Genomic DNA, 25,362 nt, shown 5'->3' with positions numbered 1-25,362 from the left:
GTTGCGGGATTTGCCAAGTCATACGGATTTGGCCGCCGAGTGCAAACGATTTCAGGTCTCCGGATCGTCCGTCGCTGCCTTGCCGGTTTCGCCGGCCCGTTTCAGCGCGAGCTGGGTCGCGGCGGGACCGAGCAGCTCGAACACGATTGTCGATCCGATGGCGACGGTCAGGATTTCATCCCGAAACTGAGGCAGCACCTCGGCGGCGACCAGGGCCATGCCGAGCGCGACACCCGCCTGGGGCAGCAGGGACAGGCCGAAGAGATAACTTCGGTCGGTTCCGGCGCCGCCGGTGAGCTTGCCGCCCAGCCAGCCTCCGGCAAGGCGTCCGGCAAGCCGCAGCAGAACGTAGGCGGCCCCGAGAAGGCCGAGCTTCAACAGGAGTTCCGGTTGAAGCGCCGCACCGGCGAGCACGAAAAAGAAGATCATGAAGGGCCATTCGATGTGTTCGATTTCATAGAACGGCCTTGTATGGTGACGCCCCGTGTTGACCACCATGGCACCGCAGGCAATGCCCGCGAGCAGGAACGACAGGTCGAGCCAGAGCGCCAGACCTGCGGTCAGGAACACGATGCCGAGCGCCTCGGCAAGGGTTGGATCGCCCGGCTGCAGACGGCCAGACAGATAGCCTGCGGGAAGCCCGACAACGGCCCCAAGCAGGAGCGATCCGGCGATTTCCCAAACGGCATGCAGCAAAGCGCCCGAGCCGTCGCCGCCCAAGAGCGCCTGGGCGCCCATGAGGCAGAACGCGAACACCAGAATGCCCCAGATATCATCCAGGGCGACGATGCCGGACAGAATGGTGGTGAAGGGCCCCCTGGCGCGGTACTGGCGGATGACGTCACTGGTGGCAGCGGGATCTGTTGCTGTGGCCAGTGCAGCCAGAATCAGTGCCAGTTCCAGCGGAAAGCCGAGCAGGGCGAGGCCTGCCAAGACAATGACCGCCGTGGAAACGACAGCGGAGGCCGAGACGACCGTGACGGCTCTGCCGCTGTCCTGCAGATGAACCCTGGACAGTTTGCCGCCAAGTACGAAGGCAACCATCGACAGGGCCAGAACGGTCAGGATCTCGTAAAGCTGCGTCAGGTTTTCGGGAAGGAGATCCAGAAAGGCCGGGCCGGCGGCCAGTCCGCACAGAATCAGCAGGGTGACACGGGGCATCTGCGTCCTGTGGCCGATTTCGTCGGCCAGCATGCCGAGCAGCAGAAGGACGCCAATGGCGATCAGTGTGGTCGCAATTTCCATGCTCATAGATTGGGGTAAGCGGGCCGGATGTCTTTGATCCGCCGCAATCCCGCCCTATTCGGATTGCCTGCACGGTAACAGATACGTGTTTATGCGGAGAAATCGTGAATTCGTCTACGCTCCGTTAGGAAATCCCGGGCATTTTGTGCGGTGACTTAAAGCCTTTCTTAACCCTGCCGAGGACGCTGTGCTGGCAATCGTGAAATCGTTTTGTTCCATTTTCGGGTTCATCTTTTTAAGCTCCTGCGCAGCTTACGACTTTCCGGATCCAACGCCAGAAGACTACGCCGTGCACGGCATTGACGTGTCGCGCTGGCAGGGCGATATCGACTGGGCAGCGGCCAAGCAGGGCGGTGTCGCCTTTGCCTGGATCAAGGCGACGGAAGGGGGCGACCACGTCGACCCGCGCTTTGTCGACAACTGGGTGGCCGCGCGCCAGGCGGGCATGCCGCGCGGGGCCTACCACTTCTATTATTTCTGCCGTCCGGTCGAAGAACAGATTTCCTGGGTGAAGGAAATCGTTCCCGTTGATCCGCAAGCCCTGCCGCTCGTGCTCGACATGGAATGGAACGCCCATTCCAAGACCTGCCGGGAACGGCCGGAACGTCCGCAAATCCTGCGGGACATGAAGATTTTCCTCGACGAAATGGAAAGGCACTACGGCAAGCGCCCGGTGATCTATTCCTCCGTCGACTTCCACCGCGACAGGCTGGTTGGCGCGCTCAAGAACGAGCAGTTCTGGCTGCGCTCGGTCGCCAGTTTCCCGAACAACATCTATGAGCAGCGCGACGATTGGGTGTTCTGGCAGTATACGGCCGAGGGTCGGGTGCCGGGCGTCAAGGGCGATGTCGACCGGAACGCGTTTTTCGGGACGAAATCGCAATACCGCGACTGGCTGAACGGCACGCTGAAACGCTGACGGCCGTCCGGACGGGTTTGCGTCAGCGCACCTTGATCTGGTGCGTCACGTCCTTGCCGTTGCTGACCGTGACCAGGGTAAAACCGATCAGCTTGCACAGATCGAGGAAGTTCAGCTCCTGCGGCTGCTTCGACTGTGCGAACAGCTCGGTCGTTCGGGCCATGGAGGTGAGCGAGGCAAGCAGGGCCCGCAGCCTGAAGAGCGTGTCGTAGCGCTCGTCTCCCGTTGCCACGATAATCAGCTTTTCCAGGTCGGTGCCCTTGGCGAACAAATGATATCCGGGCGGATATCCCAGCTTGGCGTTTTGGGAGGCGAGGCCGCTGACGAAGGCTGCACGCGACCGTTTGCTGGTGTCCGGGGCAAGCTCCAGCGCCGAGACATAGACCTCCTCGGTCTGGACTTGCGGGTAGTAATAGCCGGCATGTGCGTCGAAGGCCGCAGCCTGAGGCGTGGTTACGCCAAGCCATAGCGCTGCCAGCACCACGGCAGGCCCAACAGGTCGAATTCGTTTCATTTCACAAAGCCCCCCGGCTGTTTGTGCGCCTATCAAGCCTGAAATGCCGGCCCAAGGCAAATCGGACGCAAGCTGGACACAAGCTGGCGCGGGCACGATTTGGCGTGAGAAGGATGCGAGATGCCTGCCGCGCTATACTTTTGCCATGATGCTAGCCGCTTCTTGAAAGCGTCGGGGCGCAGAACTTTGGAGTTTCGAACATGTTGATCCGCTTTTCGCTGGCGCTTGCCGCGATCGTGATGATGGCGCTGCCGGCGGGCGCGCAATCACGGCCGGCGATTGCCTATACGACGGCCAATCTCAACATGCGTGCCGGACCTGGAACCAATTATCCGGTCATTGCCACCGTGCCGCGCGGAGGCGGCGTCACCATTTTCGGGTGTACGGCCGACTTCGGCTGGTGCGATGCCGCCTTTACCAACGTCAAGGGGTGGGTTTCGGGCAAATATCTCAGCTATGGCGGCGAAGGCATCTATTACGGCCGGCCGATCCCGAGCGCGGGGATCAACCTGGGTGTGCAGCGCTACTACCGGGATTACCCGATCTATGCGGAAGGGCCTGCCTATCGGGGCGGGCCGGTCTACAAGGGTGATCCGCCCTACGATCCTCCGTACGCGCCGCCGGTGGAGCCGGGCCCCGTCTATGCTCCGGGGCCGGTTTATGACGCGCCGCCTGTGGTGGTCGCGCCGCCGCAGCCAATCATCATCCGGCCGTACTGGGATTCCTACCCGGGCTATCCGCAGCGGTATTTCGAACACCGCGTTTATTGAGGTCAGGTGTTATTGCGCCGGTTTCGGCGCGGCCATGACCAGTGACCAGAACACCTTGTGCTTGGCATTGGGCGCATAAGCCGTCGCGATGCCGAGCCGGGTGGCGTCCTTTGTCAGCAGAACCTGATTGTGCTTGGGGCTTTCCCGCCAGCCGGAAAAGGCTTCGGCGAAGGTTCTGTATCCGGCGCTGACGTTTTCGGCGGCGGCCGTCTTAGGCTCGCCGATGGATGCCATGCGGGTTGCCAGTTGCTGGTTCGGGGCAAGCGAGGCTTGCACGTTTCCGGCTGCTGCCATGGCGTCGGCCTGTGACTTGGCAATCGAGTTCAGCTGCGGATCTGCAATCACAGGCGACAGCCCGTTGTTGGTCCGGTACTGCGAGATCATCTGCACGGCCGTTGCCGCATCCACCACACCGTCGACACGCGCCATGTCCTCGTAGAAGGGCGGCGTCTGCATGCGATCTCCCATGCAGGCCGCGACCGAGAGCAGCAGCGCGCCGGCAAGGGCGAGTTTGAGGGATCGATGGACCATCGGTTTGTCAGCCACGCTGTTGAAGCTCCCGCTCAGGATCAAGGAAATTCAGTGAGGCACATGATTCGCCCCACTTGGGAAGGTGATGGGACGACAGTTGAGCAGAATTGCGGCGCGGGTCTTCTGAAACCGGTGCACAAGCCCTTCAACCAGGGGCGATGCAGGAGGGACAGGAAAATCTCGGACAGGTTTCTTGAATGCAGATTTTCAAGTTACATATAAAGTAACATGATGTTGACGGCCTCTTGATATGGATGGGGCCGCCTGGCTGTGTATTGCTTGAGAAAGGTGCCCATGTCCCTGTTTTCCGGAGCCGCATCCACCGCCGGATATGCGGAAAGAACGGCAAGGCTCGTGCCAGGGCTTGCCGACATGCACACGATGGCGGGGTTGCTGCTGGCGGAGCGGGCGCCTTCGGACGGGACAATCCTCGTGCTTGGTGCCGGTGGCGGCGTGGAACTGAAGACTTTCGCCCGGATGCAGCCGGACTGGCGTTTCCTTGGCGTCGACCCGTCGGCAGACATGCTGGAAAAGGCGCGGGATCATCTTGGCCCTCTTGGGGCGCGGGTGAGCTTTCTGGAGGGGTACATTGATGATGCGCCCGACACGTTCTTCGACGGGGCAACCTGTCTGCTGACGCTTCATTTTCTGTCACGGGAGGAGCGGTTGAAGACGCTTTCCGGGATCCGGCGCCGCTTGAGGCCGGGCGCGGCCTTCGTCGCGGTTCATCACAGCTTCCCGACCGACCCAGAGGGCAAGGACAGGTGGCTGGCAAGATATGCGGCATTTTCCGCCGAATCCGGTGGTTCCCGCTCCCTCACGGAAAACGGCTTGACCGCAATGAAGGAGCGATTGCCGGTGCTGACGCCCGAGCAGGACGCGGATTTGCTGAGGCAGGCCGGATTTGCCGACGTCGAAACCTTCTATGCGGCCTTCACCTTCAGGGGCTGGGTTGCCACAGCCGGGTGACAAAAAAGAAAAGACCAGTCCATGAAACACGGACTGGTCAGGCTGTATCAGGCTTACGAGGCTTGAAACCCCCAGCCTTTCAGGGAGCTCGTTCAGCCCGCCGCCTTGAGGGCATGACCCGAAGGCGGCGGTACCGGTTCAGCGGGTGGATGCTTCCAGAACGTCCTCATAGGTGCGCAGACCGGTGGTCGGCGCGCAGACCAGGACGGACATGTTGCCCGGCGCGTGCTGGTTCTTCCACATCTTGGTATGGGCCTTCGGGATCTGATCCCAGGGGAAGACCTCGGACATATAGGGGTCGATGCGCCGTTCGATCATCAGCTTGTTGGCGGCCGAGGCCTGCTTCAGATGGGCGAAGTGCGACCCCTGAAGACGCTTCTGATGCATCCACATGTAACGGACGTCGAAGGTGCAGTTGAAGCCGGAGGTGCCGGCGCAAATGACGACCATGCCGCCCTTCTTGCACACGAGAGCCGAGACCGGGAAGGTTGCCTCGCCAGGGTGTTCGAAGACGATGTCGACGTTGTTGCCCTTGCCGGTGATGTCCCAGATCGCCTTGCCGAATTTGCGCGCTTCGGCGAACCAGTCCGCATATTCGGGCGATCCGACCTTGGGCAACTGGCCCCAGCACTTGAAGTCCTTGCGGTTGATCACGCCCTTGGCGCCGAGGTCCATGACAAACTGGCGCTTGTCTTCGTCGGAAATGACGCCGATGGCATTGGCGCCCGCTGCGGTGATCAACTGGATGGCATAGGAACCGAGACCGCCGGAAGCGCCCCAGACGAGCACGTTCTGGCCCGGCTTCAGCTCATGCGGATGGTGGCCGAACAGCATGCGGTAGGCGGTTGCGAGCGTCAGCGTGTAGCAGGCGCTTTCTTCCCAGGTCAGATGCTTCGGCCGGGGCATGAGCTGCTGGGCCTGAACGCGGGTGAACTGCGAGAAAGATCCGTCCGGCGTCTCGTAGCCCCAGATTCTCTGGGAGGTCGAGAACATCGGGTCGCCGCCGTTGCATTCCTCGTCGTCGCCGTCGTCCTGGTTACAATGAACCACGACTTCGTCGCCGACTTTCCAGCGCTTGACCTTGTCACCAACAGCCCAGACGATGCCGGACGCATCGGAACCGGCAATGTGGTAGGCGGCGCCGTGCCCGTCGAACGGGCTGATCGGCTGGCCGAGGCCTGCCCAGATGCCGTTGTAGTTGACGCCGGCGGCCATCACCAGGACCAGAACCTCTTGGCTGTCCAGTTCCCAGGTCGGCACGACTTCCAGCTTCATGGCGTCTTCCGGCGGGCCGTGTCGCTCGCGGCGGATCGTCCAGGCATACATGTTTTTGGGAACGTGTCCGAGCGGCGGGATCTCTCCGATTTCATAAAGATCTTTCACCGGCGCGCCCTCTCGCGTTTGGTTGTCATTGGCTTCCGCGGTCGCTGTCATTCTCCCCTCCCAGGGCTTCTTTTGGGCCTCAGAATTTCGCATTTGCACAAGGCGTAATCGGGCAAATACCCGATTTTGCGCAACTATTGTTCAAAAACAATCACCGTTCTATACGACTATTGCTTAACTTGCGTTTTGATGCCAAGCATATTTTGCATTGCACATTGGGGTTTCGCAGTCGCGTAAACTCCGGCACACTGCCGACTGTTCGGGAGAAACAGGCTGACGCGGTGCTGCGAAATCAAGAAAAAACAGGCAGCAGAACGCCTTAGGAGGATGAGTGGCATGAGTGCATCGGGTGAGAGCCGGCCGGAGAAGGATCGTCCGTGGATATTCCGGACCTATGCGGGCCACTCCACAGCGGCCGAATCGAACAAGCTGTACCGTGGCAATCTTGCCAAGGGTCAGACCGGCCTGTCCGTCGCGTTCGACCTGCCGACTCAGACCGGATATGACCCGGACGATGCCCTGGCGCGCGGCGAAGTGGGCAAGGTCGGAGTGCCGGTGGCTCATCTGGGCGACATGCGCACCCTGTTTCAGGACATTCCGCTGGAGCGGATGAACACCTCCATGACGATCAATGCGACCGCGCCCTGGCTGCTGTCGCTCTATATTGCCGCTGCCGACGAACAGGGCGCTGATCGCAGCCTTCTGTCCGGCACGACCCAGAACGACATCATCAAGGAATATCTGTCCCGGGGCACCTACGTGTTCCCGCCGGCACCGTCGCTCAGGCTGACGACCGATGTGATCGCCTGGACCTATTCCAACATGCCCAAATGGAACCCGATGAACGTCTGCTCCTATCATTTGCAGGAAGCAGGCGCGACGCCGGTCCAGGAACTTTCCTTCGCGCTGGCGACGGCTGTGGCCATTCTGGATTCCATCAAGGCGAGCGGCGCGATTCCCGAGGAGGATTTCCCGAAGGCGGTCGGGCGTATTTCCTTTTTTGTCAACGCGGGCATGCGGTTCATCACCGAGATGTGCAAGATGCGCGCCTTCACCGAACTGTGGGACGAGATCTGCCTGGAGCGTTACGGCGTCGAGGACGAGCGCTATCGCCGCTTCCGCTACGGGGTTCAGGTCAACAGCCTTGGCCTGACCGAGCCGCAGCCGGAAAACAACGTCTACCGTATCCTGATCGAGATGCTGGCGGTGGTCTTGTCCAAGAACGCGCGTGCACGTGCCGTGCAGCTTCCCGCCTGGAACGAGGCGCTGGGCCTGCCGCGGCCGTTCGATCAGCAATGGTCGCTGCGGATGCAGCAGATCGTCGCCTATGAGACGGACCTTCTGGAATATGCGGATATCTTCGACGGGTCGGCTGAAATCACCCGGAAGGTGGAGGAACTGAAGGCGCAGGCCCGAGAAGAGCTTGCCCGGATCGATGCCATGGGCGGCGCAGTTGCTGCGGTCGATAGCAGCTACATGAAGCGCCAGCTTGTGGAATCCAACTCCGCACGTCTTGCTGCCATCGAGGGCGGCGAACAGGTGGTGGTCGGCGTGAACCGCTGGACGGACAGCGAGCCTTCGCCGCTGGCTGCCGGAGAAGACGGCGGCATCCTGACCGTTTCCGAGCATGTCGAGGAAGAGGCTGTCGAGAAGGTCAAGGCCTGGCGCGAGGCGCGCGATCAAGCTGCTGTCGAAGCTGCGCTGGCGGACTTGAAATCAGCAGCCCAGGAAGGCCGGAACATCATGGAACCCTCCATTGCCGCGGCCAGGGCCGGGGCGACGACGGGCGAGTGGGGCCGGACCCTGCGCGAGGTCTTTGGCGAATACCGCGCGCCAACCGGTGTCGGTCAGGCCGTTAGGGACAATGCCGGCACCTTGGCCGACATTCGCTCGGACGTGGAGGCGGTTTCAAAGAAACTCGGCCGCAGGCTGAAGTTTCTGGTCGGCAAACCGGGCCTCGACGGCCATTCCAACGGAGCGGAACAGATTGCCGTCAGGGCGCGGGATTGCGGCATGGAAGTGGTCTATGAAGGCATCCGCCTGACCCCGGCGCAGATCGTCAACGCGGCGGTGGAAGAAGACGTTCACGTGATCGGACTGTCGATCCTCTCCGGCTCGCATCTGGCGCTGGTGCGCGATGTGATGGACAGGCTGCGGGCCGCCGGGGCGGACGATATCCCGGTGGTGGTCGGTGGCATTATCCCGGACGAAGACGCAGCGCAGCTCAAGGCGCAAGGGGTTGCTGCGGTCTATACACCCAAGGACTTCCAGCTCACCGACATCATGGCCGACGTTGTGCGGATTGTCGGCAGCCGGGCGGAAAAGGCAGCCTGAGCTGAGATCGCTTGGGAGGCGTCAGTGCAGGGGCGTGGGCGAGTTCTATCGGCTCGTCGAGGTGCCGGCCGGGACAGGCTCCCGACGCCGGTTCGCGCCGGCCTGATACCGTTGCCTTTGGTTGTGGAGGGGGTTAACCTTGCGTAAAGTTTTGTTAACTCTTTGTTGAAACAATCGCAGGGTTCCGCCAGAAGGCGGTAATTCTCTGAGGGCCAGGAGGCCGGAATGGCGACGATCGAAAGGCCGCAAGCGGCCCAGGTCGTGGCGCATGCGACAGAGTATCCAGCGGACCGTGACGGTGATGGCACCGGTTACGACCGCAGAAAAAAGCGTGACACCGCAGAGCGCCACGAAAATGAAACCGGACTGTCCGAAGACAATCCGGCCGTTCTCATTGATGATCATCACACCGTAAATCATGTGCTGGATGGCGTTGCCGCCTACAAGGCCACCGCGCTGCAGGTCATGGAGCCGGGCATCGACCACGGGCCCGTGCATCCCTTGCAGGGACCGGTCGACAGGATACCGGCAGACAATGTCCGTCATGCCTATGAGGATCACGAGGCCGGTGACCCTCCGCATGAGGTGAATGTCGCGACCTGAGGGACACCACGCCCAATCGGTTGAAGTTTCTTGGCTTGTTACGTATTAACCCGTATCTATGGCCGGCAACGGAGATACCCTATCGTTTGCCTGCCGGTGCGCGTTGGTACAGATGCTGCACCAGGTGCCGCCGTTCCGGGTGGCCGGCCTGCCCGTTTGCGGCGCAGGCAGCCGGGTCCGGGTCACAAGAGCTGGAGACTTGAGTTTGACTTTCCCCGCACATCTTCTCGAAGGCTACGGCCGTTACCTCAACAAGGGGTTCGTCAGGTACAAGGAAACCCATGAACGGTTGGCGGTCTATGGCCAGACGCCGGACGTGATGGTGATTTCCTGCTGCGATAGCCGCGTGACACCCGAAGGCATCTTCAACGTGGGGCCGGGGGAGCTGTTCGTGGTGCGCAATGTTGCCAACCTGGTGCCTCCTTACGAGGACACCGAAGGGCAGCACGGCACCAGCGCGGCGATTGAATTCGCGGTGAACAGCCTCAGGGTCAAGCACATCGTCATCATGGGGCATGGCCAGTGTGGCGGTGTGAAAGCCTTCCGGGAAAACGCCAACGCGCCCATGGCGACCGGCAAGTTTATCGGGCGCTGGATCAAGCTTCTGGAACCGGCGGCCATCGCGATGGCCTGCATGCCGGTGGACAAGGCGGACGATCCGCAGCTTGCCATGGAATATGCCGGTATCCGGCAGTCCCTGAAAAATCTGATGACCTTCCCGTTCATCGAGGCAGCGGTGCAGGAAGGCACGCTCAGCCTGCATGGCTCCTGGTTCGACATCGGGTCCGGTGAGCTGCGGGTGATGGATCCCGATACGCAGAGGTTCTCCACCACTGCCCCGAGTGTTCTCGAAGCGGCGGGATAAGCGCAGCCAGGAAAGAAAATTCATGCTCATCGATCCGACGCTCTATCGCCGAATGGCCAAATACAACAGCTGGATGACCGAAAAAGTCTATGCTGCCGCGGACCAGATGAGCGATGAAGACCGCAAGGCGGACCGGGGAGCCTTTTTCCGGTCCGTGCATTCGACACTCAATCACATCCTGTTTGCCGACAGAGCCTGGATGGGCCGGTTCACCGGTCGCAAATACGACATCAAGGGCATGGGCGTCGATCTCTACGAGAGTTTCGACGAGCTGAAAGCCGCACATTTCGACATGTGCCTGCAGATTTCCGATTTTGCCGAGTGGCTGACCATGGACTGGCTGGCCGAGGATCAGGAATGGACCAGCGGCCAGGATCGTATCACCCGATCCCGGCCGCGCTGGTTGCTCGTCACCCACATGTTCAACCACCAGACCCATCATCGCGGCCAGGTGTCGACGCTGCTGACGCAGGCCGGGCACGACATCGGCGTCACCGACCTGCCGTTCATGCCCGATCTTGTGTGATCGGCAAGCCGGTTCAGACTTCCGTCTTCATGCCGTAGTTCTTCACCGCGCCCAGCACCGCATCGATTTCGGCGCTGGAAAGAATGTGCGGCGACCCGATCGTGCGGCTGAGGATGTAGGCCTTGGCGAGGATTTCCAGTTCCTCCAGACGCCAGAGCCCCTTCTCGAGAGTTTCCCCGACAACCACAGCGCCGTGGTTGGCCATCAGGCAGCCGTGCCGGTCTTTCATGGCGCCGGTCACTTCCTGCGCAAGTTCGTCGCTGCCGAACAGCGCGTAACCTGCCAGGGGAACCGTGTCGCCGCCAAAAAGCGCGATCATGTAATGGCAGGAGGGAATTTCCATCCGGTTGATCGCCAGCGCCGTGCAGTGGACCGGATGCGCATGGACGACCGCATGCATGTCCGGTTTTGCTCTGAGCAAGGCAAGGTGGAACTGCCATTCGGTTGACGGCGGCAGCGGGCCATCGAAGCCGCCATCGCCATCCAGCGGAATGGAAGCCAGCATCTCCGGGGTCATACGGTCATAGGGGACGCCGGAGGGCGTGATGATCATCCGGTCGCCCGCGCGTGCGGAAATATTGCCCGATGTGCCCTGGTTGATGCCGCGGCTGTTCATTTCCTTGCAGGCATCGATGATGGCCTGGCGAAGGTCGGGTGTGTCCTGATAAGGCGTCTTAAGCATTGTCTTCCGTCAGATTGAGCATTTCTGTCGCCGTTTCCGAGCAGGTGGCGATGTGGGTGGCATAACCGCCGCGCAGGGCCGCCAGCATGGGTTTCGCGCGGTCCGGTCCGGAGCCGACCAGCAATCCCATGTCCTTGCCGCGCATCTGGTCCAGGGTAACCGCGATCATCCGGTCTTCGATTTCCCGGTTGAGGCCGTTGCCGTCATGGTCGATCAGGCGGCCGCAGATCACGCCGATGGCACCGCGTTCCGCGCAAGGGTCGATGTCGGAGGGGTCGAGCAGGCCGGTATGGACGACGTGGCTGTCCGCCGTGCAGGTGCCGCAGGCGAAGATGGTCTTGTTGCAGTCGGCCACCGCGTCAAGCTGCATGCGGATCACCGGTTCCTGCTTCAGCTCTTCCACCAGAGCCCGGTTGGACAAGAGCAGCGGCACATGAAGGTTGACGCAGTGCGCGCCATAGCGGCGGGCAAGCGTTGCCGAACAGGTCTCCGCGGCAAAGCCGAGTGCCGCAGGGCGCGAGCCGACGAGCTGAACTACGGTTAGATCCGGCACGGTCACCCGGGGGGCGGCTTCCGCAACCCGATACACCGTCTCGCCCCAGGCAACGCCGAGCCGATCGCCCGGTTCCAGAAGGCCCGGCAGCCAGTCGGCGACCACCCGGGTCACCCGGTCGAGCGACTGGTCTGCCCCGGCCGGCGACGAGGGAACGACAATGGCGTCCTGCAGGCCGAAGCGGTCGACCAGGCGGCGGGCCAGATCATGTTCCCGGAAGATGTCCGTATCCAGCGTGATGCGGACATAGTCGCGCTTTCGCGCTTCTGACAGATAGTTGACGACCGTCGCCCGCGAGATGCCGAGGCGTTCGGCGATCTCGTTCTGGTTCATGCCTTCCTGGTAATAGCACCAGGTGACCTCGATGATGGCATCGTCCTGGCTGCGTGCCCTTGTGGCCGCGGCGGGTGCCGCGGCCCTGGTGCCGGAAGGCCGGGAGCTGGTCGGGCCCGGGCTCATGCGCTTTTGGCAATCCCGCTGAGGTCCGGAAAGAGAGCGGCCAGGCCTTCGGCGCTGGCCTCGCAGACACCGCGTTCGGTGATCAGGCCGGTGACCAGGTGGTTCGGGGTAACGTCGAAGGCGGGATTGCCGCCCGGCGTGCCGGCCGGTGTCACCTGCACGACGCCGATCTTGCCCTCGTCCGTCAGCCCCTGAATGTGCGTGACTTCGCGCTCCTGGCGTTCCTCGATCGGAATTTCGGCAACGCCGTCATCCACCGTCCAGTCGATGGTCGGTGAGGGCAGCGCGACGTAGAAGGGCACATTGTTGGCCTTTGCGGCCAGCGCCTTCAGGTAGGTGCCGATCTTGTTGCAGACGTCGCCGCGGCGGGTGGTGCGGTCCGTGCCGACGATGACCATGTCGACAAGGCCGTGCTGCATCAGATGGCCGCCGGCATTGTCGGTGATGTAGGTGTGCGGAATGCCGTGGCTGCCCAGCTCCCAGGTAGTGAGGGCGCCCTGGTTGCGCGGGCGGGTTTCGTCCACCCAGACATGGATCGGAATGCCGGCGTCATGCGCCTGGTACATCGGGCTTGTCGCCGTGCCCCAGTCGACGGTTGCGATCCAGCCGGCGTTGCAATGGGTCAGGATGCGAACAGGTTCGCCGTCCTTCTTGCCCGCTGCGATCTTGCGGATGATCTCAAGACCGTTCTGACCGATGTTGTGGTTGATGCCGACGTCTTCGTCGGAAATTTCATGTGCCAGCTTCAGCGCGGCTTCCGCCCGGTCTGCCTCCGGCAGGGGCAGCAGATGCGCGCGGCAACGGTTGAGCGCCCAACGCAGGTTGATGGCAGTCGGCCGGGTCTTGTCGAGAAACTCCCAGGCCTTGTCCAGGTGAGCGTTGGACGGATCGATCTTTGCGGCAAGTGCCATGCCGTAGGCGGCGGTCGCGCCGATCAGCGGTGCGCCGCGCACGCGCATTTCGACGATGGCATCGGCAAAATCCTGGAGCGTGTCGACCTGCTGGATACGGAATTCATGCGGCAGCCAGCGTTGATCGATGATCTGCAGGGCGGCCTTGTCGTCATCCCACCAGAGCGAGCGGTAATGAGTGCCGTTGACCTTCATGGGATGTCCTTCTTGTTGAATTGGCGCGCAAGCTTCACAAGCGCATCGGCCGAGCCGTAACTTTCAGGCGACAGGATGAGGTCGGCGCCCATGAGCAGGTTGCGTGTTTCCAGACGGCGCTTCAGTTGCTGGTCCTCGATTTCCTCGAAATCGGCATTATGGGCAAGCGACAGGGTGCGGCGGTGCATCTCGATGCCGCAATAGCCCATGGCCTCGGTGCGGATTTCCTCAAGAAGACCGGCACAGGCGAAATCGGACGCCTGCCCCTGATCCTCGAACAGGGAAGCCGGATAAAGCATGCCGGTGCGTTCGGTGTTCCAAAGGTGTGTGAACTCGGCCTCGAAGGCGGAGAAGGTTTCGGTGATGACCGACAGGATCCATTCCTGGAAATCGTCAACGTCTTCCGCGCTGCGGTGAGCGGGCTGGCTGAAATAGGCCATCAGGAAGTTGGCTGTCAGCATGCCGATGTCGAACCCGAGCGGGCCGTATTGCACGAATTCCGGATCGATGACGCAGCTGTCGCTGTCCGTGGACATGATGGAGCCGCTGTGCAGGTCGCCATGCACCATGGTTTCGGTGTTGGAGGCAAACTTCATCAGGAAGCGCTGCACCTTTGCCTTCAGGGCGGTGTTGGCGCGCAGGTCCGCCACAACGGGGTCGAGACCTTCCGTGTGGTGGTTCATCTTTGCAGCGTAGTAGGGGTCGGTGAAAACCAGCGCCTCGGTGATCGCAGGGATTTCAACATTGCCGGCGAACAGGCTGACATCGGCCTTCTTGTCGCCGCTCTTCATGGACAGTTCCGAGCCGCGAAACGCCGTGCGGGCGCAGAAGGTGCCGAGGAAAGCGCCGAGCCCGGCGACCTTTTCACCGTCGATCAGCTTGCGCCGCAGGATCTTGTGGGGCGAGAGGTATTCCATGACGATCAGCGCCTGGTCTTCATCGAAGTGATAGACCTCCGGCACCGCGCCCGGATCGCGCGCAGCCTGGCGCACCAACGCATGGTTCTCGTAAAGCGCGCGGTAAAGCGGCAGCGGCCAGCTATCGCCGACCAGGCGAACATAGGGCAGTGCCTGCTTGACGATGACCGTGCCTTTGGAGCCTTCGACGATGAAGACGAGGTTCAGGTTGCCGTCGCCCACTTCGCGAACGGTCCAGTCAGACGGGTCTGCTCCGATCCTGTCCGCGACCGCGGAAATCCCGGAAAGTCTCTCGCCGAGCGTTTCCGGTGTCAGGGGCCGATAGAGGTCTGGCGTGTTCATCTTGGGTCTTGTTCCTCCCTATTTTGCCCCGATAATGGTCAAGATTATTCAAAAGTCAACACAGTTGACAAATGCCTATTTAGCGTGTTGTAACGATGACAAGCGGGGGAGGAACTCGCACAAAATCGGGAGGAAAGGTGCCAGACGTCACCTGTAAATTGAGCGGCTTGGAAAAGTCCTTCGGGCGCAACCATGTGCTTCGGGGGATCGATCTGGAGCTGCGCGCCGGCGAAGTCACGGCGCTGATGGGAGCCAACGGCGCCGGCAAATCGACGCTGGTGAAGGTCCTGTGCGGCTATCATTTCGCCGATGCCGGCGAGATCGAACTGGCCGGCGCCCCCTTCAAGCCGCTCGATGCGGCCGATGCCATCTCCAAGGGCGTCGTGACCGTGCACCAGTCCATCGACGACGGTGTCATTCCGGATCTCGACGTCGCCACCAATCTGACGCTTGATCTCCTGACCGAACCGGGCGCGGATTTTTTCGTCAACGACAGGAAACTGCGCCGGCAGGCCCGCAAGGTTGCCGAAAGCATGGGCCTGACGATGGACGTGCGTACCCGCGTTGCGGATCTGGAGGTTGCCGACCGCCAGATGATCGCCATCGCCCGCGCCATGGCCCGGGCGCCGAAACTGCTCATTCTGGACGAGCCGACTTCTTCCCTGTCCGCATCCGAAGCCGATCGCCTGTTTGCGCTGATCGATCGGCTGCGCGCGGAAGGGGTCGCCATTCTCTATATTTCCCACCGCATGTCGGACATCCGCCGGGTGGCCGATCGGATCGTTTCCATGCGCGACGGGGCCATCTCCGGCCTGTTCGAGACGGAGCCGCTGGACTATGTCGGCGCGGTCAACGCAATGCTTGGGCACCAGATGACCGAGGTGGATATCGATCAGGTGGCCGGCGGCGATCCGATTCTGGAAGTCGATGGTATTCGTCTTTTCGAGAATGGGCCGCAGATTGATCTGACCGCCCGCGAAGGCGAAGTGGTTGCCCTGACGGGCCTGCTCGGCAGCGGTACCACGGAACTGGCAGAAGTGCTTTTTGGCCTTGCGAAACCGGCGGGCGGCAGCTTGCGGCTGGACGGCAAGGCCTACACGCCGAAAAGCGCTGAAGACGCTGTCTCCAAGGGTGTCTTCATGTCGCCCAAGGACCGCAGCGTGAATGCCGTGGTTCCGGACTTCGACATCGCCAACAACATGACGTTGCCGTTCCTCGGCGCGTTCAGCCGGTTCTCTTTCCTGAGCGAACGCGGGCAGCGCCGGGCGGCCGATGACATGATCGACAAGATCGGCATCGTCTGCCAGGGCAACAGTGACGGCATCAACACCTTGTCGGGTGGCAATCAGCAGAAGGTCATGATCGGCCGCTGGCTGTTGCAAGCAAGCCGCGTGCTGCTGCTGGACGAACCTTTCCAGGGGGTCGATATCGGCGCCCGGCGGGACATTGGTCACTATATCCGGCAGACCGCGAAAGGGCGCACGACGCTGGTCTTTGTGGCGGAAATCGACGAAGCCCTGGAAATCGCCGACCGCATCGTCGTCATGCATGAAGCCGCGATTGTCGGCGAATACATCAACAAGAACGTCGACCTGAACCGTCTGGTCGCGGATGTCTCCGGCCCGGCAAGCGGGCAGGGGAAGCGCGAGGCGGCAACGCAGGCAATGGCAGGATGAATACCGGAACAATGCACAAGAACCCGCTCGAACTTGCCATCCGCTACGGCTTCCTTGTCCTCCTCGGCGGACTGGCGCTTTTCTTCAGTCTCTATGCCAGCGGCTTTGCCAGCCCGCGTTCGGCGGTCTTCATCCTGCAATCGGTGGCCATCACCGGCATTCTGGCTCTCGGGGTCACCTGCACGCTTGTGGTGGGCGGGTTCGACCTGTCCATCGGCTCGGTCGCCACATCTGCGCTGATGCTGTCGGCCTATTCCATGGTGGTGCTGGAGCAATCCGCCTTTGTGGCCGTTGCGCTCTGTCTGGTGATGGGGGCGGTTGTCGGGCTGATCAACGGCTTCCTGATCGTGAAGATGCGCGTGCCTGATCTCCTGGCAACGCTCGGCATGATGTTCCTCTTGATCGGCTTGCAGCGCATACCGACCCAGGGCAACTCGATCGCGACCGGGATGAGCCTGGGCGAAGGCGTTGTCGCGGAAGGTACGTTCTCCGAGGCGTTCCTGTGGCTTGGCCGGCATCGGTTCGACCTGTTCCTGGACCGGCTGCTGCCGGTGCCGGTGGTGGTCTTCCTTTTGATCGCGCTGCTGATCTGGCTGTTCCTGGGCTACACCCGGCATGGCCGCCTGATGTATGCCATCGGCTCCAACGAACGGGCCGCCGAACTGGTCGGCACCAACGTGCAGCGCTACAAGATCGTGGCCTACATGATTTCCGGCATGCTGGCATCGGTCGGCGGTATTCTTCTGGCTGCCCGCCTTGGCCGCGGCGACATTGCCTCCGGCAACAACCTTCTGCTCGACAGCGTTGCAGCTGCGCTCATCGGCTTCGCGGTGCTGGGCGCTGCCCGTCCGAATGCCTTCGGCACGGCCGCAGGCGCGCTGTTCGTCGGCATTCTTCTTCAGGGGCTCACCATGATGAATGCCCCTTACTACATGCAGGATTTCGTCAAGGGCGCCGTACTCGTCGCCGCCCTTGTCTTCACATTCTACCTGTCGTCGCGCCGCGGTGGCAGGAGAACAGCGTGACGCCCTGAATGGCGCCGTTTCCATTGGGAGGAAAACAAATGCTGAGACGTGAATTCATGAAGCTGGCGGTTGCCGCCGGGATCGGGCTTTCCGGCGGAGCGGCTTTCGCAGCCGACATGCCGGCCCCCTTCGACAAGCCGGAAGACGTCAAGATCGCCCTGGTGCGCTATCTGTCCACCGGCGACTTCTTCCAGTCCTATCTGTCGGGTGTTGAAAAGCAGGCCGCTGCCCTTGGCGTTGACCTGCGCGTTCTCGACAGCCGTCAGGATGCCGCCCTTCAGGCCGACATGGTCGACCAGGCCATAGCGCTTGGTGTCGACGGCATCATCATCCAGCACGGCCTGACCGAATCCATGAAGGCTGCCGCACAGCGCGCCGTCGATGCGGGCATCAAGGTCGTCGCTTTCGACGTCAACGTTGAAAACGATGCCATCCCGCAGATCGAGCAGTCCGACTACCTGCTCGGCAAGCTGGCACTGGAACAGGCGATCAAGGACAATGGCGACAGCTTTACCGCCGGCTATGTCTATGTGCCGGGCATTGCGCCGCTGGACCGCCGCGACGTCGCCTGGAAGGAAGTCAAGGAAGCCAATCCGGGCATCAAGGAAGCGGCCATGTTCGGCACGCTCGACAACCCGATTGCCAACTCCGTCGCCAACCAGGCCCGTTCGGTGCTGCAGGCCAACCCGAACATCAGCGTCGTCTTCGCCCCTTACGATGAATTTGCCAAGGGCGTGAAGATCGCGGTCGATGAGGCCGGTCTCAACCAGGATATCGACATCTATTCCGCGGATGTTTCCACGGCCGATATCTCCGCCATGCGCGAACCGGATTCGGCCTGGGCCGCAACGGTAGCAACCAACCCGGCGGTGGTTGGTGAAGTCAGCGTGCGTACGCTGGCCCTGATGCTGGCCGGTGAAGACCCGGGCAAGCAGGTTGTCGTTCCGCCGACCCTGATCACCCAGGAGTTCCTCAATGAGCAGGACGTCAAGAACATGGAAGAACTGGGCCAGAAGATGCCGCAGTTCCAGCATGCAGACGTGTCCGTTGCCGAGTGGATCCCGCTTCCGGCCCGCTGAGAGCCGCGTTCATAAAACATAAGAAAACCCGGTGCCAAGGCACCGGGTTTTTTGTTGTTCAGATCTGCCGGCGGTCAGCCGCCGTGCTCCTGCGACTTACATCAGGGATTGAGAGGCCTGTTTCACATTCTTGGTGGCCACGTCGATCTGGGCGGTTGCCGTGGAAATGAACTTCATGTTGGTGTTGATGCGTTCCACATCCTGCGCCGCCGAATGTATGTTGGAGGAAATGTCGTTCGTCACCGCCGACTGCTCCTCGACCGAGGACGCGATGCTGGCAGCGATTTCGCCAACGTTTCTGATGACCTCCAGGATGGACTCGATTGCCGAAACCGCCTGGCCGGTGGTCTCCTGCATGGACCCGATCTGGTTGGAAATTTCCTCAGTCGCCCTGCTGGTCTGCGCGGCGAGGCTCTTCACTTCGGAGGCAACCACCGCAAAGCCCTTGCCGGCCTCGCCTGCCCTCGCGGCCTCGATGGTTGCGTTGAGGGCCAGAAGATTGGTCTGGTCTGCAATGCCGTTGATCAGTTCGATCACCGAGCCGATGGTTTTGGCGTCTTCCGACAGGCCGCTCATGATGCCGCTGGACCGCTCGGCTTCGGTTGCTGCGCTTTGAGACACCTCAAGCGCGTTCTGAACCTGACGGCTGATTTCCCGGATCGAGGCAACGAGCTCTTCGGCTGCGGCCGCAACCGCCTGCACGCTTGAATAGGTCTGCTCCGACGCAGACGCGGAGGTGTTGGCCTGTTCCGTCGTGCTGGAGATGGCAGTGGCGATCTCCGACAGGTCCTGGTCGATCCTCTCCTGAACCGAAGCCCGGCGGCGCCGCTCGACAACCTGCGCCGTGCGGTCCGTCGCGAATTTCTTGACCTTGAAGGGACGGCCGGTGGAATCCAAAATCGGATTGTAGGTCGCCTGGATCCAGACTTCGCGGCCGTTTTTGCCAATGCGCTTGAATTCGCCTGACTGATATTTGCCAGTCTCAGGCCGTGGCCCTGCGGCGGACATGGCCGAATTCGGAGCTCAGCACGAGGGCGCGGAATTTACGCAGAAGATCCATATCGAGTTTGCCATTCATCTCGAACATGACCGCAAAGGCCTGTCGTGGGCTCAGGCTTTCCTTGTAGGCGCGTTTTTCGGTGAGGGCAGAGTAGATGTCGCTGATCGTCAGAAGTCTGACCGTCTCCGGGATCTGATTTCCCTTCAGGCCGTTCGGATAGCCGCTTCCATCCAGAAACTCGTGATGCCACAGGGCCATTTCGACAACCTGTTTGGGGACTTCCTGCCGCGATGCGAGAATTTCCTCGCTGTATTGCGGGTGTTTGTTGACCAGTTCACGTTCTTCCCGAGTCAGCCTGCCTGGCTTGTCCAGGATTGAAAGCGGAATCTTGACCTTGCCGAGGTCATGCGCGAGCGCACCAAGACCAAGCAACGTCTGCTCCGTTTCGGAATGACCGAGCGATTGTGAAAAAGACACCGTGTGCCCGGCAACCATCATCGTGTGGCAAAAGGTGTGACTGTGGTGGCACTGGACCGCGCTCAGCCAGTTGTCGAGACCTTCCGTCATGATCGCGGCGGTTATGTCCTGAGCGTTGGTCGCCAGAAACCGCATCGGCAATGGCGCTCCGGTGAGAGCTGCCGCCGACATCAGGTTCAAACCCATGCTGGTGGTTTCGACCGATTTGACGATCTTTTCGGAAAACCGGCTGGGGAGCGTTGGCTTCGAATAGTCGCCGAGGACTTCCCGTATCTTTTCGAACAGGATCGAGAATTTTTCCTCGCGGTCGATAAGATTATAGAAGCCCAGTTCGCGCGCCTGCAGCACATTGTGCCGGCTTTTTGTCTCGACAATGCCGAGTGTCGGGACGGTATGGCCGCTTCTGGAAAATGCCCGCAGAATATCGATCTGGGCAGGTCCAAGATCAAGAAAATCGACCAGTAGAAGCGTGCGCGGCTTGATCTTTCGAAAGTTGGCTTCGGAAAAGATAATTCGTTTCGTTGGATAAAGAGTCGCTATCTTCGCAAATCGCGATGGAAAATTTCCGAAATCTACTGCCGCAATTAAAATTTGAACCATGATTAGTCGGCATCTGAAACAATTTTGGGTCGAGTCAAGAATTGTAGAAAAAACCTAAAAAAACCTAAAAAAAACTGAGTATAAGTTGCAGGTGAAAATACGCAGGCATTGTTGTGACTTGAGTGAAGGAATATTTTCTTAAGCGCTCTTTGCGGCATTTTTTCTGAGAAACTTCGGACGCTCCGGTTATTTCTTTGTGCGATGCACAAGCGGTTAGCGGCGGAGGAAGCTGCAGCCTGCTTCAGTTCCCGCAAAAGCCCAAATTCGCTTTCATTTATGGTTCCACTCCCTTGTGTGCCTGGATTGGTGGACATGCTGCCAGACACAAAAAGGCGCGGTGGGGGAACCGCGCCTTCTGAAGGGGAAATGTCTTTTGCTGAAAGCCTCAGGCGGCCGCGACACCGCTCAGGAAGGTTTCCACTTCCTGTTTCAGTTCTTCCGTGCGTGAAGACAGAAGTTCCGAGGCGTCCAGAACCGACTGGGAAGCCTGCGACGTCTGATTGACCGCGCTGGAGAGGTCCGACATGCAGGAGGACACGAACGTTGTGCCTTCGGCAGCGTTCTGGGCGTTCTGCGAAATCTCGCCGGTGGCCGAGCCTTGCTGGCTTACGGCTGCGGCGATGGTGCTGGTGTAGGAATTCACCTCTTCCATGATCTTGGTGATTTCCGCAATCGCACCGACCGAGTCCTTGGTCGCGTCCTGAATGGCGGTGATCTGCGCGCTGATCTCCTCGGTTGCCTTGGAGGTCTGGGTCGCCAGTTCCTTCACCTCGGCCGCAACGACCGCGAAGCCCTTGCCGGCTTCGCCAGCGCGTGCCGCCTCAATGGTGGCGTTCAGCGCCAGCAGGTTGGTCTGTTCCGCAATCGCCTGAATGAGGGTCACCACTTCGCCGATCTTGGAAGCGGAAGCCGCAAGGCCTTCCACCTTTTCGTTGGTCATGCGGGTGCCCTCGGTTGCACGGCCAACAACTTCCGTTGTCTGTGCCACCTGACGGGAGATTTCGCTGATGGAGGCGGAGAGTTCTTCCGCGGCACTGGCCACGGTCTGAACGCTCGAGGTCGCTTCATCGGCAGAGTTCAGGGTTTCGGTCGCACTTGAAGCGCTCTGGCCGGACAGGTCGGACAGGTGACCTGCGGTGCCTTCCAGGCCCTGCACGGTTTCATTGACCGAGTTGAGCACGTTGGACACGTTGGTCCGGAAGGATTCAATCAACTGCTGAACCCGGTTTTGCCGGTCAATGGCCTCGGCTTCGGACGTGCGCTGCTGCTCGGTCAGTTCAATCCGCTCGACAGCCCGGTCCCGCAGCGTGCTGACGGCCTGGGCCAGCGTGCCGATCTGGTCGGAGCGCTCCTTGAAGGGGACTTCATCAGCAAGGTTATCCTGCGCAATCTGATCGGTGATTTCGGCAAGTCTCGTAATCGGGCGGAGCTGGCGGCGGATGGCAAGGATGAGGAGGATCACCGAAACGGCAACGACCGGCAGCACCAGCATCGCGTAGCGGCTGGTCAGCTCCCAGGCGTTCGCTTCGACCGCGGCCTTTTCAACGCCGGCATAAAGAATGCCGAGAATATCGCCTGTGGTGGAGAAGATCGGCTGATAGACCGTGAAATAGTCCTTGCCGAGAATGGTGGCCTGGCCGTGGAAGGTCTTGCCCTGTGTTACGACGGGATAAACCGCGCCGTTCTGGCCAAGCTGGGTTCCGACCGCCCGTTTGCCATCACCCTTGATGATGTTGGTGGTCTTGCGCCAGAAATCCTTGGTTTCAGGGTCCCATGCAAAAACAGTCGCGGTTTCACCTGTCATGCGCCCGACAGCGTCGATCATGTCATGGCTTTCGAACACCGGCATTTCGGACAGTTCTATCCGCTGGACGTTGCTATTTGCGTCCCAGGTGACCTTCGCTCCGTCGATACGGTCCTCAAAAAGGGTAGCAGCAACACGAAGGTTGATATCCTGCTTGACCTGTGCGCGATCCTGCGCCTGGCCCAGGGCTACCTCGTAGAGGATAAAGCCCACAACGATCATCGAAACTCCAAGAACGCCCGCAGAAATAATTGCAAGCGTCGAAGTCACGCTCAACTTAGACAAGAAATCCTTCATAGCTTCCCCCAGCGTCAACATTGCTTTTATTTTTAATGATTTTCGTAAATTAACAATGAAGGCCATTTCATCTAATTGCCGCAGTCATCTTCAGGGCTTTACTGTAATCTCGCGGCTCTTGCGGATGTGTTTTTTTCTTCTTTTTGTGCGTTCTTCCTGGGCGGCTGGATCTGGGCAGCGACACGTCTGCGAGGTCGCGTTCCTGACGCAGGGTTGATGCACGCGGGAAGGTTCATTCGGCGGGAGGGGACCTTGAAAAAAACAGAGCACGTAGGGCGGCTTTGCCTTTATCGGCGTACTCCTTGCCTTGCAGAAACGAGATCCGCCCAGAACCATTTCCCATCCGCTGTAAAGACCTCCCTAGGCACTTTTTGCAAGAAAGTGACTGGGCATTCCCCATTTGGGGAATAGTAGATATTACGCAGGGGCATAAGATGACCTTGGCTGCTCCGAGTGGTGAAGCTTTTTAGGCTGAAACGTAGCGCTCGGGTGTCAGTCAAGTATTTTTGCCGGTTGCCTTCTCGGGGGGTGGACGGTCCTCGAACTTAGTTTCGGGTGTTTTTATGATACATTGATACTGGCGTTAGGGAGCCGGTCGAGATCGGCACAACCCGCTTGCAGCTTGCTGCAACGTACTGGTTCTAAGCCGGCTCCCATATTCCCCATCCTTGATGGTGTCCTGATAGTGACAGGCCTTGTTCTCCGTGCCTAACTGGCAAAGAGGAGCGCACTGCCCGCAACGACACCGGCAGCGCCCACCCAGGCGCCAAGAGCCGGTGCTTCCTTCGTTCTCCACCACATCATCGGTAGCAAGAGGACCGGTGTCGTCGCCGACAGGGTTGCAACGATGCCGACTTCTCCGCCGGAAAGCGCGAACAGGATCAGCGTCATGCCGAGACCCATGCCGAGCAGGCCTGAAATGGCGATCAGGCCGACGACCGGCAGCGTGAAGTCTCCCGCCGGCTTTACCCAGCGGACCGGCAGGCGTGTCAGGAGCAGCAGCCCCAGTGCTGCAACGCCAACACGAATGCTGGAGGCGGCAACCGGGTCAGCGCCGGTTTCCATGATCGGACGGGCAATCAGGGAACCGATCGACTGGGACAGCGCCGCGGCGAGGCCGAGAAGCACGCCAATCCACACCGGGCCCTTGATGTTTTCCCATTTGTGAAGCTGGGACTTGCGCTTGCCGAAGCGAATGGCCAGCAGCACGCCCAGAAAGGTCAGGCCGATGCCGACCATCTGCGAGGCGTTCAGGTCCTCGTTCAAGAGCAGCCAGCCGAGGATCGCCGACATCGGCGCGTTCAGCGAGAACAGCATCGCAGTCCGGCGGGGGCCCATGCGGTTCAGTGTCAGGAAAAGGGCGGTATCGCCCAAAAAGATGCCGACGAAACCGGACAGGATCAGAGGCAGCATCTGCGTTTCATCGATGGAACCCCAACCCGTGGTCAGGAACACCCAGATGCTCAGCATCAATGCCACCAGCACCATGCGGGTACAGTTGAAGGTAATGGCGCCAAGATGCTGGGCGGGGCCGGTGGACAGCAGTCCGGTCAGTGCCCACAGGGCTGCCGCGCCGAGGGCTGCGGCTTCATAGAGAAACATCGGGTCAGATCCGTTGCAGGTCTTCCTCAGAGCCAGGCAACTTGCCGGTCCAGGCGGTTTCGAAGAAAGCGGCTTCCAGTTTGCTCATCCGGCGGAAGAGATCCGCAACGTTGGCCTGTTCGAGTTCGGTAAGGGCGGGGCCGATCCGGTCCATTTCCGCGCGGATCCAGTTCACGAAGGCCTCGAAGTCTGGCACGGCATGAAGGTCAATCCATTCGGCCAGATAAAACGCATCCGGGCGTGGTTTCCTGGCTTCGCGCACGCCCCAGGTCAGGTAACACCATTCGGCGCAGAGCAGGCAGGCAAGCCCTTGGGCGTAACTGCCTTGTCCGGACGATTCCAGCATGAGCTGAGAAAAGGCGCGGGTTACTGGTCCTTGCGCCGCGCTTTCATAAACCTGCGGTTCCACGCCCAGCGCCTCGAAGGAGCGCAGGAAGTAGTCGTTTTCCTCCGACGTCAGCAGCGCCAGGAAACCGGCAAGCCGGGACTTGGCGGGCATGCCAGGGGCTTTTGCGACGAGATAGCCCAGGGTGGAGGCGAGATCGGTGACGAAGGTGTAATCCTCGATCAGATAACGCGCATAGGCAGCCTCGGGCATGGCGCCGTTGCCGATGGCAACGGTGAAGGGATGGCCGGTCGCCTCGCTCCAATAGGGCTCGGCGCGGGCTGCCAGCCAGTCGGTGAAACGCCCACTGGGTGAGCGATCAAGGAAGTCGGCAAACGACCCGTCGAAGTCTGATGGCATGGGAGTGTAACTCGTTGGCGGCCTTTACGAACGCCGGGGGAATAGAAGATGACAGAGGTGATGCTGTTTTCGAAGCCTGTCAACACCAAAACCGGTTGGCGGCCGGCAATGTGTTCCAGGCCATCGTCTTGAGTTGGGTGTTGCTGACGCTTCCCTCGAAACCGCGTTTTACGCGGCCTCGGGAATGGGACGTCTGGGATTTGTATCAGCGGATCGGGTGGCGCTCAGGATACTGTCAGGACGTCGGCATCCCTGTTCCGGATCATCGTCTTGCTGTGTCCGGCTGGTTGCAGGCCGGTCACAAGAAAACGGGCGCCTGAGGCGCCCGTTTGAACCTTC

24 protein-coding genes are annotated in these 25,362 nt (G+C 60.7%); 11 read left to right on the top strand and 13 right to left on the bottom strand.

Features of this window, described 5'->3' with window-relative positions; all coding sequences use genetic code 11:
- Window positions 1–51: 51 nt before the first annotated feature.
- The gene (locus SIAM614_RS21420; protein WP_040440799.1) at window positions 52–1,245 is read right to left on the bottom strand and encodes a cation:proton antiporter; all 1,194 of its coding nucleotides are present in this window, start codon (window positions 1,243–1,245) and stop codon (window positions 52–54) included.
- 187 nt (window positions 1,246–1,432) lie between these two features.
- On the opposite strand from SIAM614_RS21420, the gene SIAM614_RS21415 reads away from it, so the two are divergent.
- Window positions 1,433–2,164, top strand: coding sequence for a glycoside hydrolase family 25 protein (locus tag SIAM614_RS21415; RefSeq protein ID WP_006937842.1), 732 nt, complete (start codon window positions 1,433–1,435; stop codon window positions 2,162–2,164).
- A 22-nt stretch (window positions 2,165–2,186) separates the two neighbouring features.
- On the opposite strand, the gene SIAM614_RS21410 is transcribed toward SIAM614_RS21415, so the two are convergent.
- Window positions 2,187–2,678, bottom strand: a complete 492-nt coding sequence (locus SIAM614_RS21410; RefSeq protein WP_050789448.1) for a hypothetical protein — start codon at window positions 2,676–2,678, stop codon at window positions 2,187–2,189.
- Between the two features lie 200 nt (window positions 2,679–2,878).
- On the opposite strand from SIAM614_RS21410, the gene SIAM614_RS21405 reads away from it, so the two are divergent.
- Entirely contained in the window at window positions 2,879–3,448 is a 570-nt protein-coding gene (locus SIAM614_RS21405; protein ID WP_006937837.1) for an SH3 domain-containing protein, read from the top strand.
- A 9-nt stretch (window positions 3,449–3,457) separates the two neighbouring features.
- Here SIAM614_RS21405 and SIAM614_RS21400 read toward each other — a convergent pair whose 3' ends face one another.
- Complete coding sequence (locus SIAM614_RS21400; protein WP_324294003.1) at window positions 3,458–3,994, bottom strand: CAP domain-containing protein; 537 nt, start codon at window positions 3,992–3,994, stop codon at window positions 3,458–3,460.
- A 279-nt stretch (window positions 3,995–4,273) separates the two neighbouring features.
- On the opposite strand from SIAM614_RS21400, the gene SIAM614_RS21395 reads away from it, so the two are divergent.
- Window positions 4,274–4,948: a class I SAM-dependent methyltransferase gene (locus tag SIAM614_RS21395; RefSeq protein ID WP_006937833.1), complete on the top strand. Its 675-nt coding sequence runs from the start codon at window positions 4,274–4,276 to the stop codon at window positions 4,946–4,948.
- 138 nt (window positions 4,949–5,086) lie between these two features.
- Here SIAM614_RS21395 and ccrA read toward each other — a convergent pair whose 3' ends face one another.
- Window positions 5,087–6,382, bottom strand: a complete 1,296-nt coding sequence (ccrA, locus tag SIAM614_RS21390; RefSeq protein WP_006937831.1) for a crotonyl-CoA carboxylase/reductase — start codon at window positions 6,380–6,382, stop codon at window positions 5,087–5,089.
- Between the two features lie 276 nt (window positions 6,383–6,658).
- On the opposite strand from ccrA, the gene SIAM614_RS21385 reads away from it, so the two are divergent.
- From SIAM614_RS21385 to SIAM614_RS21370, 4 genes are all read left to right on the top strand, one after another.
- Window positions 6,659–8,665 carry a methylmalonyl-CoA mutase family protein gene (locus SIAM614_RS21385; protein WP_407636311.1) on the top strand — a complete coding sequence of 669 codons (2,007 nt, stop codon included), beginning with the start codon at window positions 6,659–6,661 and terminating at the stop codon, window positions 8,663–8,665.
- 225 nt (window positions 8,666–8,890) lie between these two features.
- Window positions 8,891–9,268: a hypothetical protein gene (locus tag SIAM614_RS21380; RefSeq protein ID WP_006937827.1), complete on the top strand. Its 378-nt coding sequence runs from the start codon at window positions 8,891–8,893 to the stop codon at window positions 9,266–9,268.
- Window positions 9,269–9,473: 205 nt separating this feature from the next.
- Window positions 9,474–10,133 carry a carbonic anhydrase gene (locus SIAM614_RS21375; protein WP_040440793.1) on the top strand — a complete coding sequence of 220 codons (660 nt, stop codon included), beginning with the start codon at window positions 9,474–9,476 and terminating at the stop codon, window positions 10,131–10,133.
- A 22-nt stretch (window positions 10,134–10,155) separates the two neighbouring features.
- Window positions 10,156–10,659 (top strand): DinB family protein, encoded by a 504-nt coding sequence (locus tag SIAM614_RS21370; protein ID WP_040440766.1) that lies wholly within the window; start codon window positions 10,156–10,158, stop codon window positions 10,657–10,659.
- A 13-nt stretch (window positions 10,660–10,672) separates the two neighbouring features.
- Here SIAM614_RS21370 and SIAM614_RS21365 read toward each other — a convergent pair whose 3' ends face one another.
- The 4 genes from SIAM614_RS21365 to mtnK are packed head-to-tail and all read right to left on the bottom strand — an operon-like array spanning window position 10,673 to window position 14,718.
- Complete coding sequence (locus SIAM614_RS21365) at window positions 10,673–11,341, bottom strand: class II aldolase/adducin family protein (protein ID WP_006937820.1); 669 nt, start codon at window positions 11,339–11,341, stop codon at window positions 10,673–10,675.
- The gene (locus tag SIAM614_RS21360; protein WP_006937819.1) at window positions 11,334–12,353 is read right to left on the bottom strand and encodes a sugar-binding transcriptional regulator; all 1,020 of its coding nucleotides are present in this window, start codon (window positions 12,351–12,353) and stop codon (window positions 11,334–11,336) included. Before SIAM614_RS21360 ends, SIAM614_RS21365 begins: the two co-directional genes overlap by 8 nt.
- Complete coding sequence (gene mtnA, locus SIAM614_RS21355) at window positions 12,350–13,459, bottom strand: S-methyl-5-thioribose-1-phosphate isomerase (RefSeq protein ID WP_006937818.1); 1,110 nt, start codon at window positions 13,457–13,459, stop codon at window positions 12,350–12,352. Before mtnA ends, SIAM614_RS21360 begins: the two co-directional genes overlap by 4 nt.
- Window positions 13,456–14,718, bottom strand: coding sequence for an S-methyl-5-thioribose kinase (mtnK, locus tag SIAM614_RS21350; protein WP_006937817.1), 1,263 nt, complete (start codon window positions 14,716–14,718; stop codon window positions 13,456–13,458). The genes mtnA and mtnK overlap by 4 nt, the downstream gene beginning before the upstream one ends.
- A gap of 137 nt (window positions 14,719–14,855) precedes the next feature.
- Here mtnK and SIAM614_RS21345 point away from each other — a divergent pair, with 137 nt between their 5' ends.
- From SIAM614_RS21345 to SIAM614_RS21335, 3 genes are read left to right on the top strand one after another with little or no spacing between them, the layout of a single operon-like run.
- On the top strand, window positions 14,856–16,394 hold the full coding sequence (locus tag SIAM614_RS21345; RefSeq protein ID WP_040440765.1) for a sugar ABC transporter ATP-binding protein: 1,539 nt from the start codon (window positions 14,856–14,858) through the stop codon (window positions 16,392–16,394).
- Window positions 16,391–17,419 (top strand): ABC transporter permease, encoded by a 1,029-nt coding sequence (locus SIAM614_RS21340; RefSeq protein ID WP_006937802.1) that lies wholly within the window; start codon window positions 16,391–16,393, stop codon window positions 17,417–17,419. The genes SIAM614_RS21345 and SIAM614_RS21340 overlap by 4 nt, the downstream gene beginning before the upstream one ends.
- Before the next feature lie 56 nt (window positions 17,420–17,475).
- Window positions 17,476–18,498, top strand: coding sequence for a substrate-binding domain-containing protein (locus SIAM614_RS21335; RefSeq protein ID WP_229597990.1), 1,023 nt, complete (start codon window positions 17,476–17,478; stop codon window positions 18,496–18,498).
- 96 nt (window positions 18,499–18,594) lie between these two features.
- Here the strand turns inward: SIAM614_RS21335 and SIAM614_RS33335 are convergent, their stop codons facing one another.
- The 5 genes from SIAM614_RS33335 to SIAM614_RS21310 all read right to left on the bottom strand — a co-directional run bounded on the left by SIAM614_RS33335 (window position 18,595) and on the right by SIAM614_RS21310 (window position 25,023).
- The gene (locus SIAM614_RS33335; protein WP_006937798.1) at window positions 18,595–19,506 is read right to left on the bottom strand and encodes a methyl-accepting chemotaxis protein; all 912 of its coding nucleotides are present in this window, start codon (window positions 19,504–19,506) and stop codon (window positions 18,595–18,597) included.
- Window positions 19,481–20,575, bottom strand: a complete 1,095-nt coding sequence (locus SIAM614_RS30755; RefSeq protein WP_006937796.1) for an HD-GYP domain-containing protein — start codon at window positions 20,573–20,575, stop codon at window positions 19,481–19,483. The genes SIAM614_RS33335 and SIAM614_RS30755 overlap by 26 nt, the downstream gene beginning before the upstream one ends.
- A 385-nt stretch (window positions 20,576–20,960) precedes the next feature.
- Window positions 20,961–22,601 (bottom strand): methyl-accepting chemotaxis protein, encoded by a 1,641-nt coding sequence (locus SIAM614_RS21320; RefSeq protein WP_208984064.1) that lies wholly within the window; start codon window positions 22,599–22,601, stop codon window positions 20,961–20,963.
- 783 nt (window positions 22,602–23,384) lie between these two features.
- A complete protein-coding gene (locus SIAM614_RS21315; RefSeq protein WP_006937793.1) occupies window positions 23,385–24,278 on the bottom strand; it encodes a DMT family transporter in 894 nt (297 codons plus the stop codon).
- Window positions 24,279–24,282: 4 nt separating this feature from the next.
- The gene (locus SIAM614_RS21310) at window positions 24,283–25,023 is read right to left on the bottom strand and encodes a TenA family protein (protein WP_006937791.1); all 741 of its coding nucleotides are present in this window, start codon (window positions 25,021–25,023) and stop codon (window positions 24,283–24,285) included.
- A 14-nt stretch (window positions 25,024–25,037) separates the two neighbouring features.
- Here SIAM614_RS21310 and SIAM614_RS21305 point away from each other — a divergent pair, with 14 nt between their 5' ends.
- The gene (locus SIAM614_RS21305) at window positions 25,038–25,343 is read left to right on the top strand and encodes a hypothetical protein (protein WP_157140002.1); all 306 of its coding nucleotides are present in this window, start codon (window positions 25,038–25,040) and stop codon (window positions 25,341–25,343) included.
- Window positions 25,344–25,362 lie beyond the last annotated feature (19 nt).

This window comes from Roseibium aggregatum IAM 12614, from assembly GCF_000168975.1.
Taxonomy (GTDB): domain Bacteria; phylum Pseudomonadota; class Alphaproteobacteria; order Rhizobiales; family Stappiaceae; genus Roseibium; species Roseibium aggregatum.
Note: the sequence above shows the minus strand (reverse complement) of the source record. Positions and strands in the feature narration are given on the sequence as shown.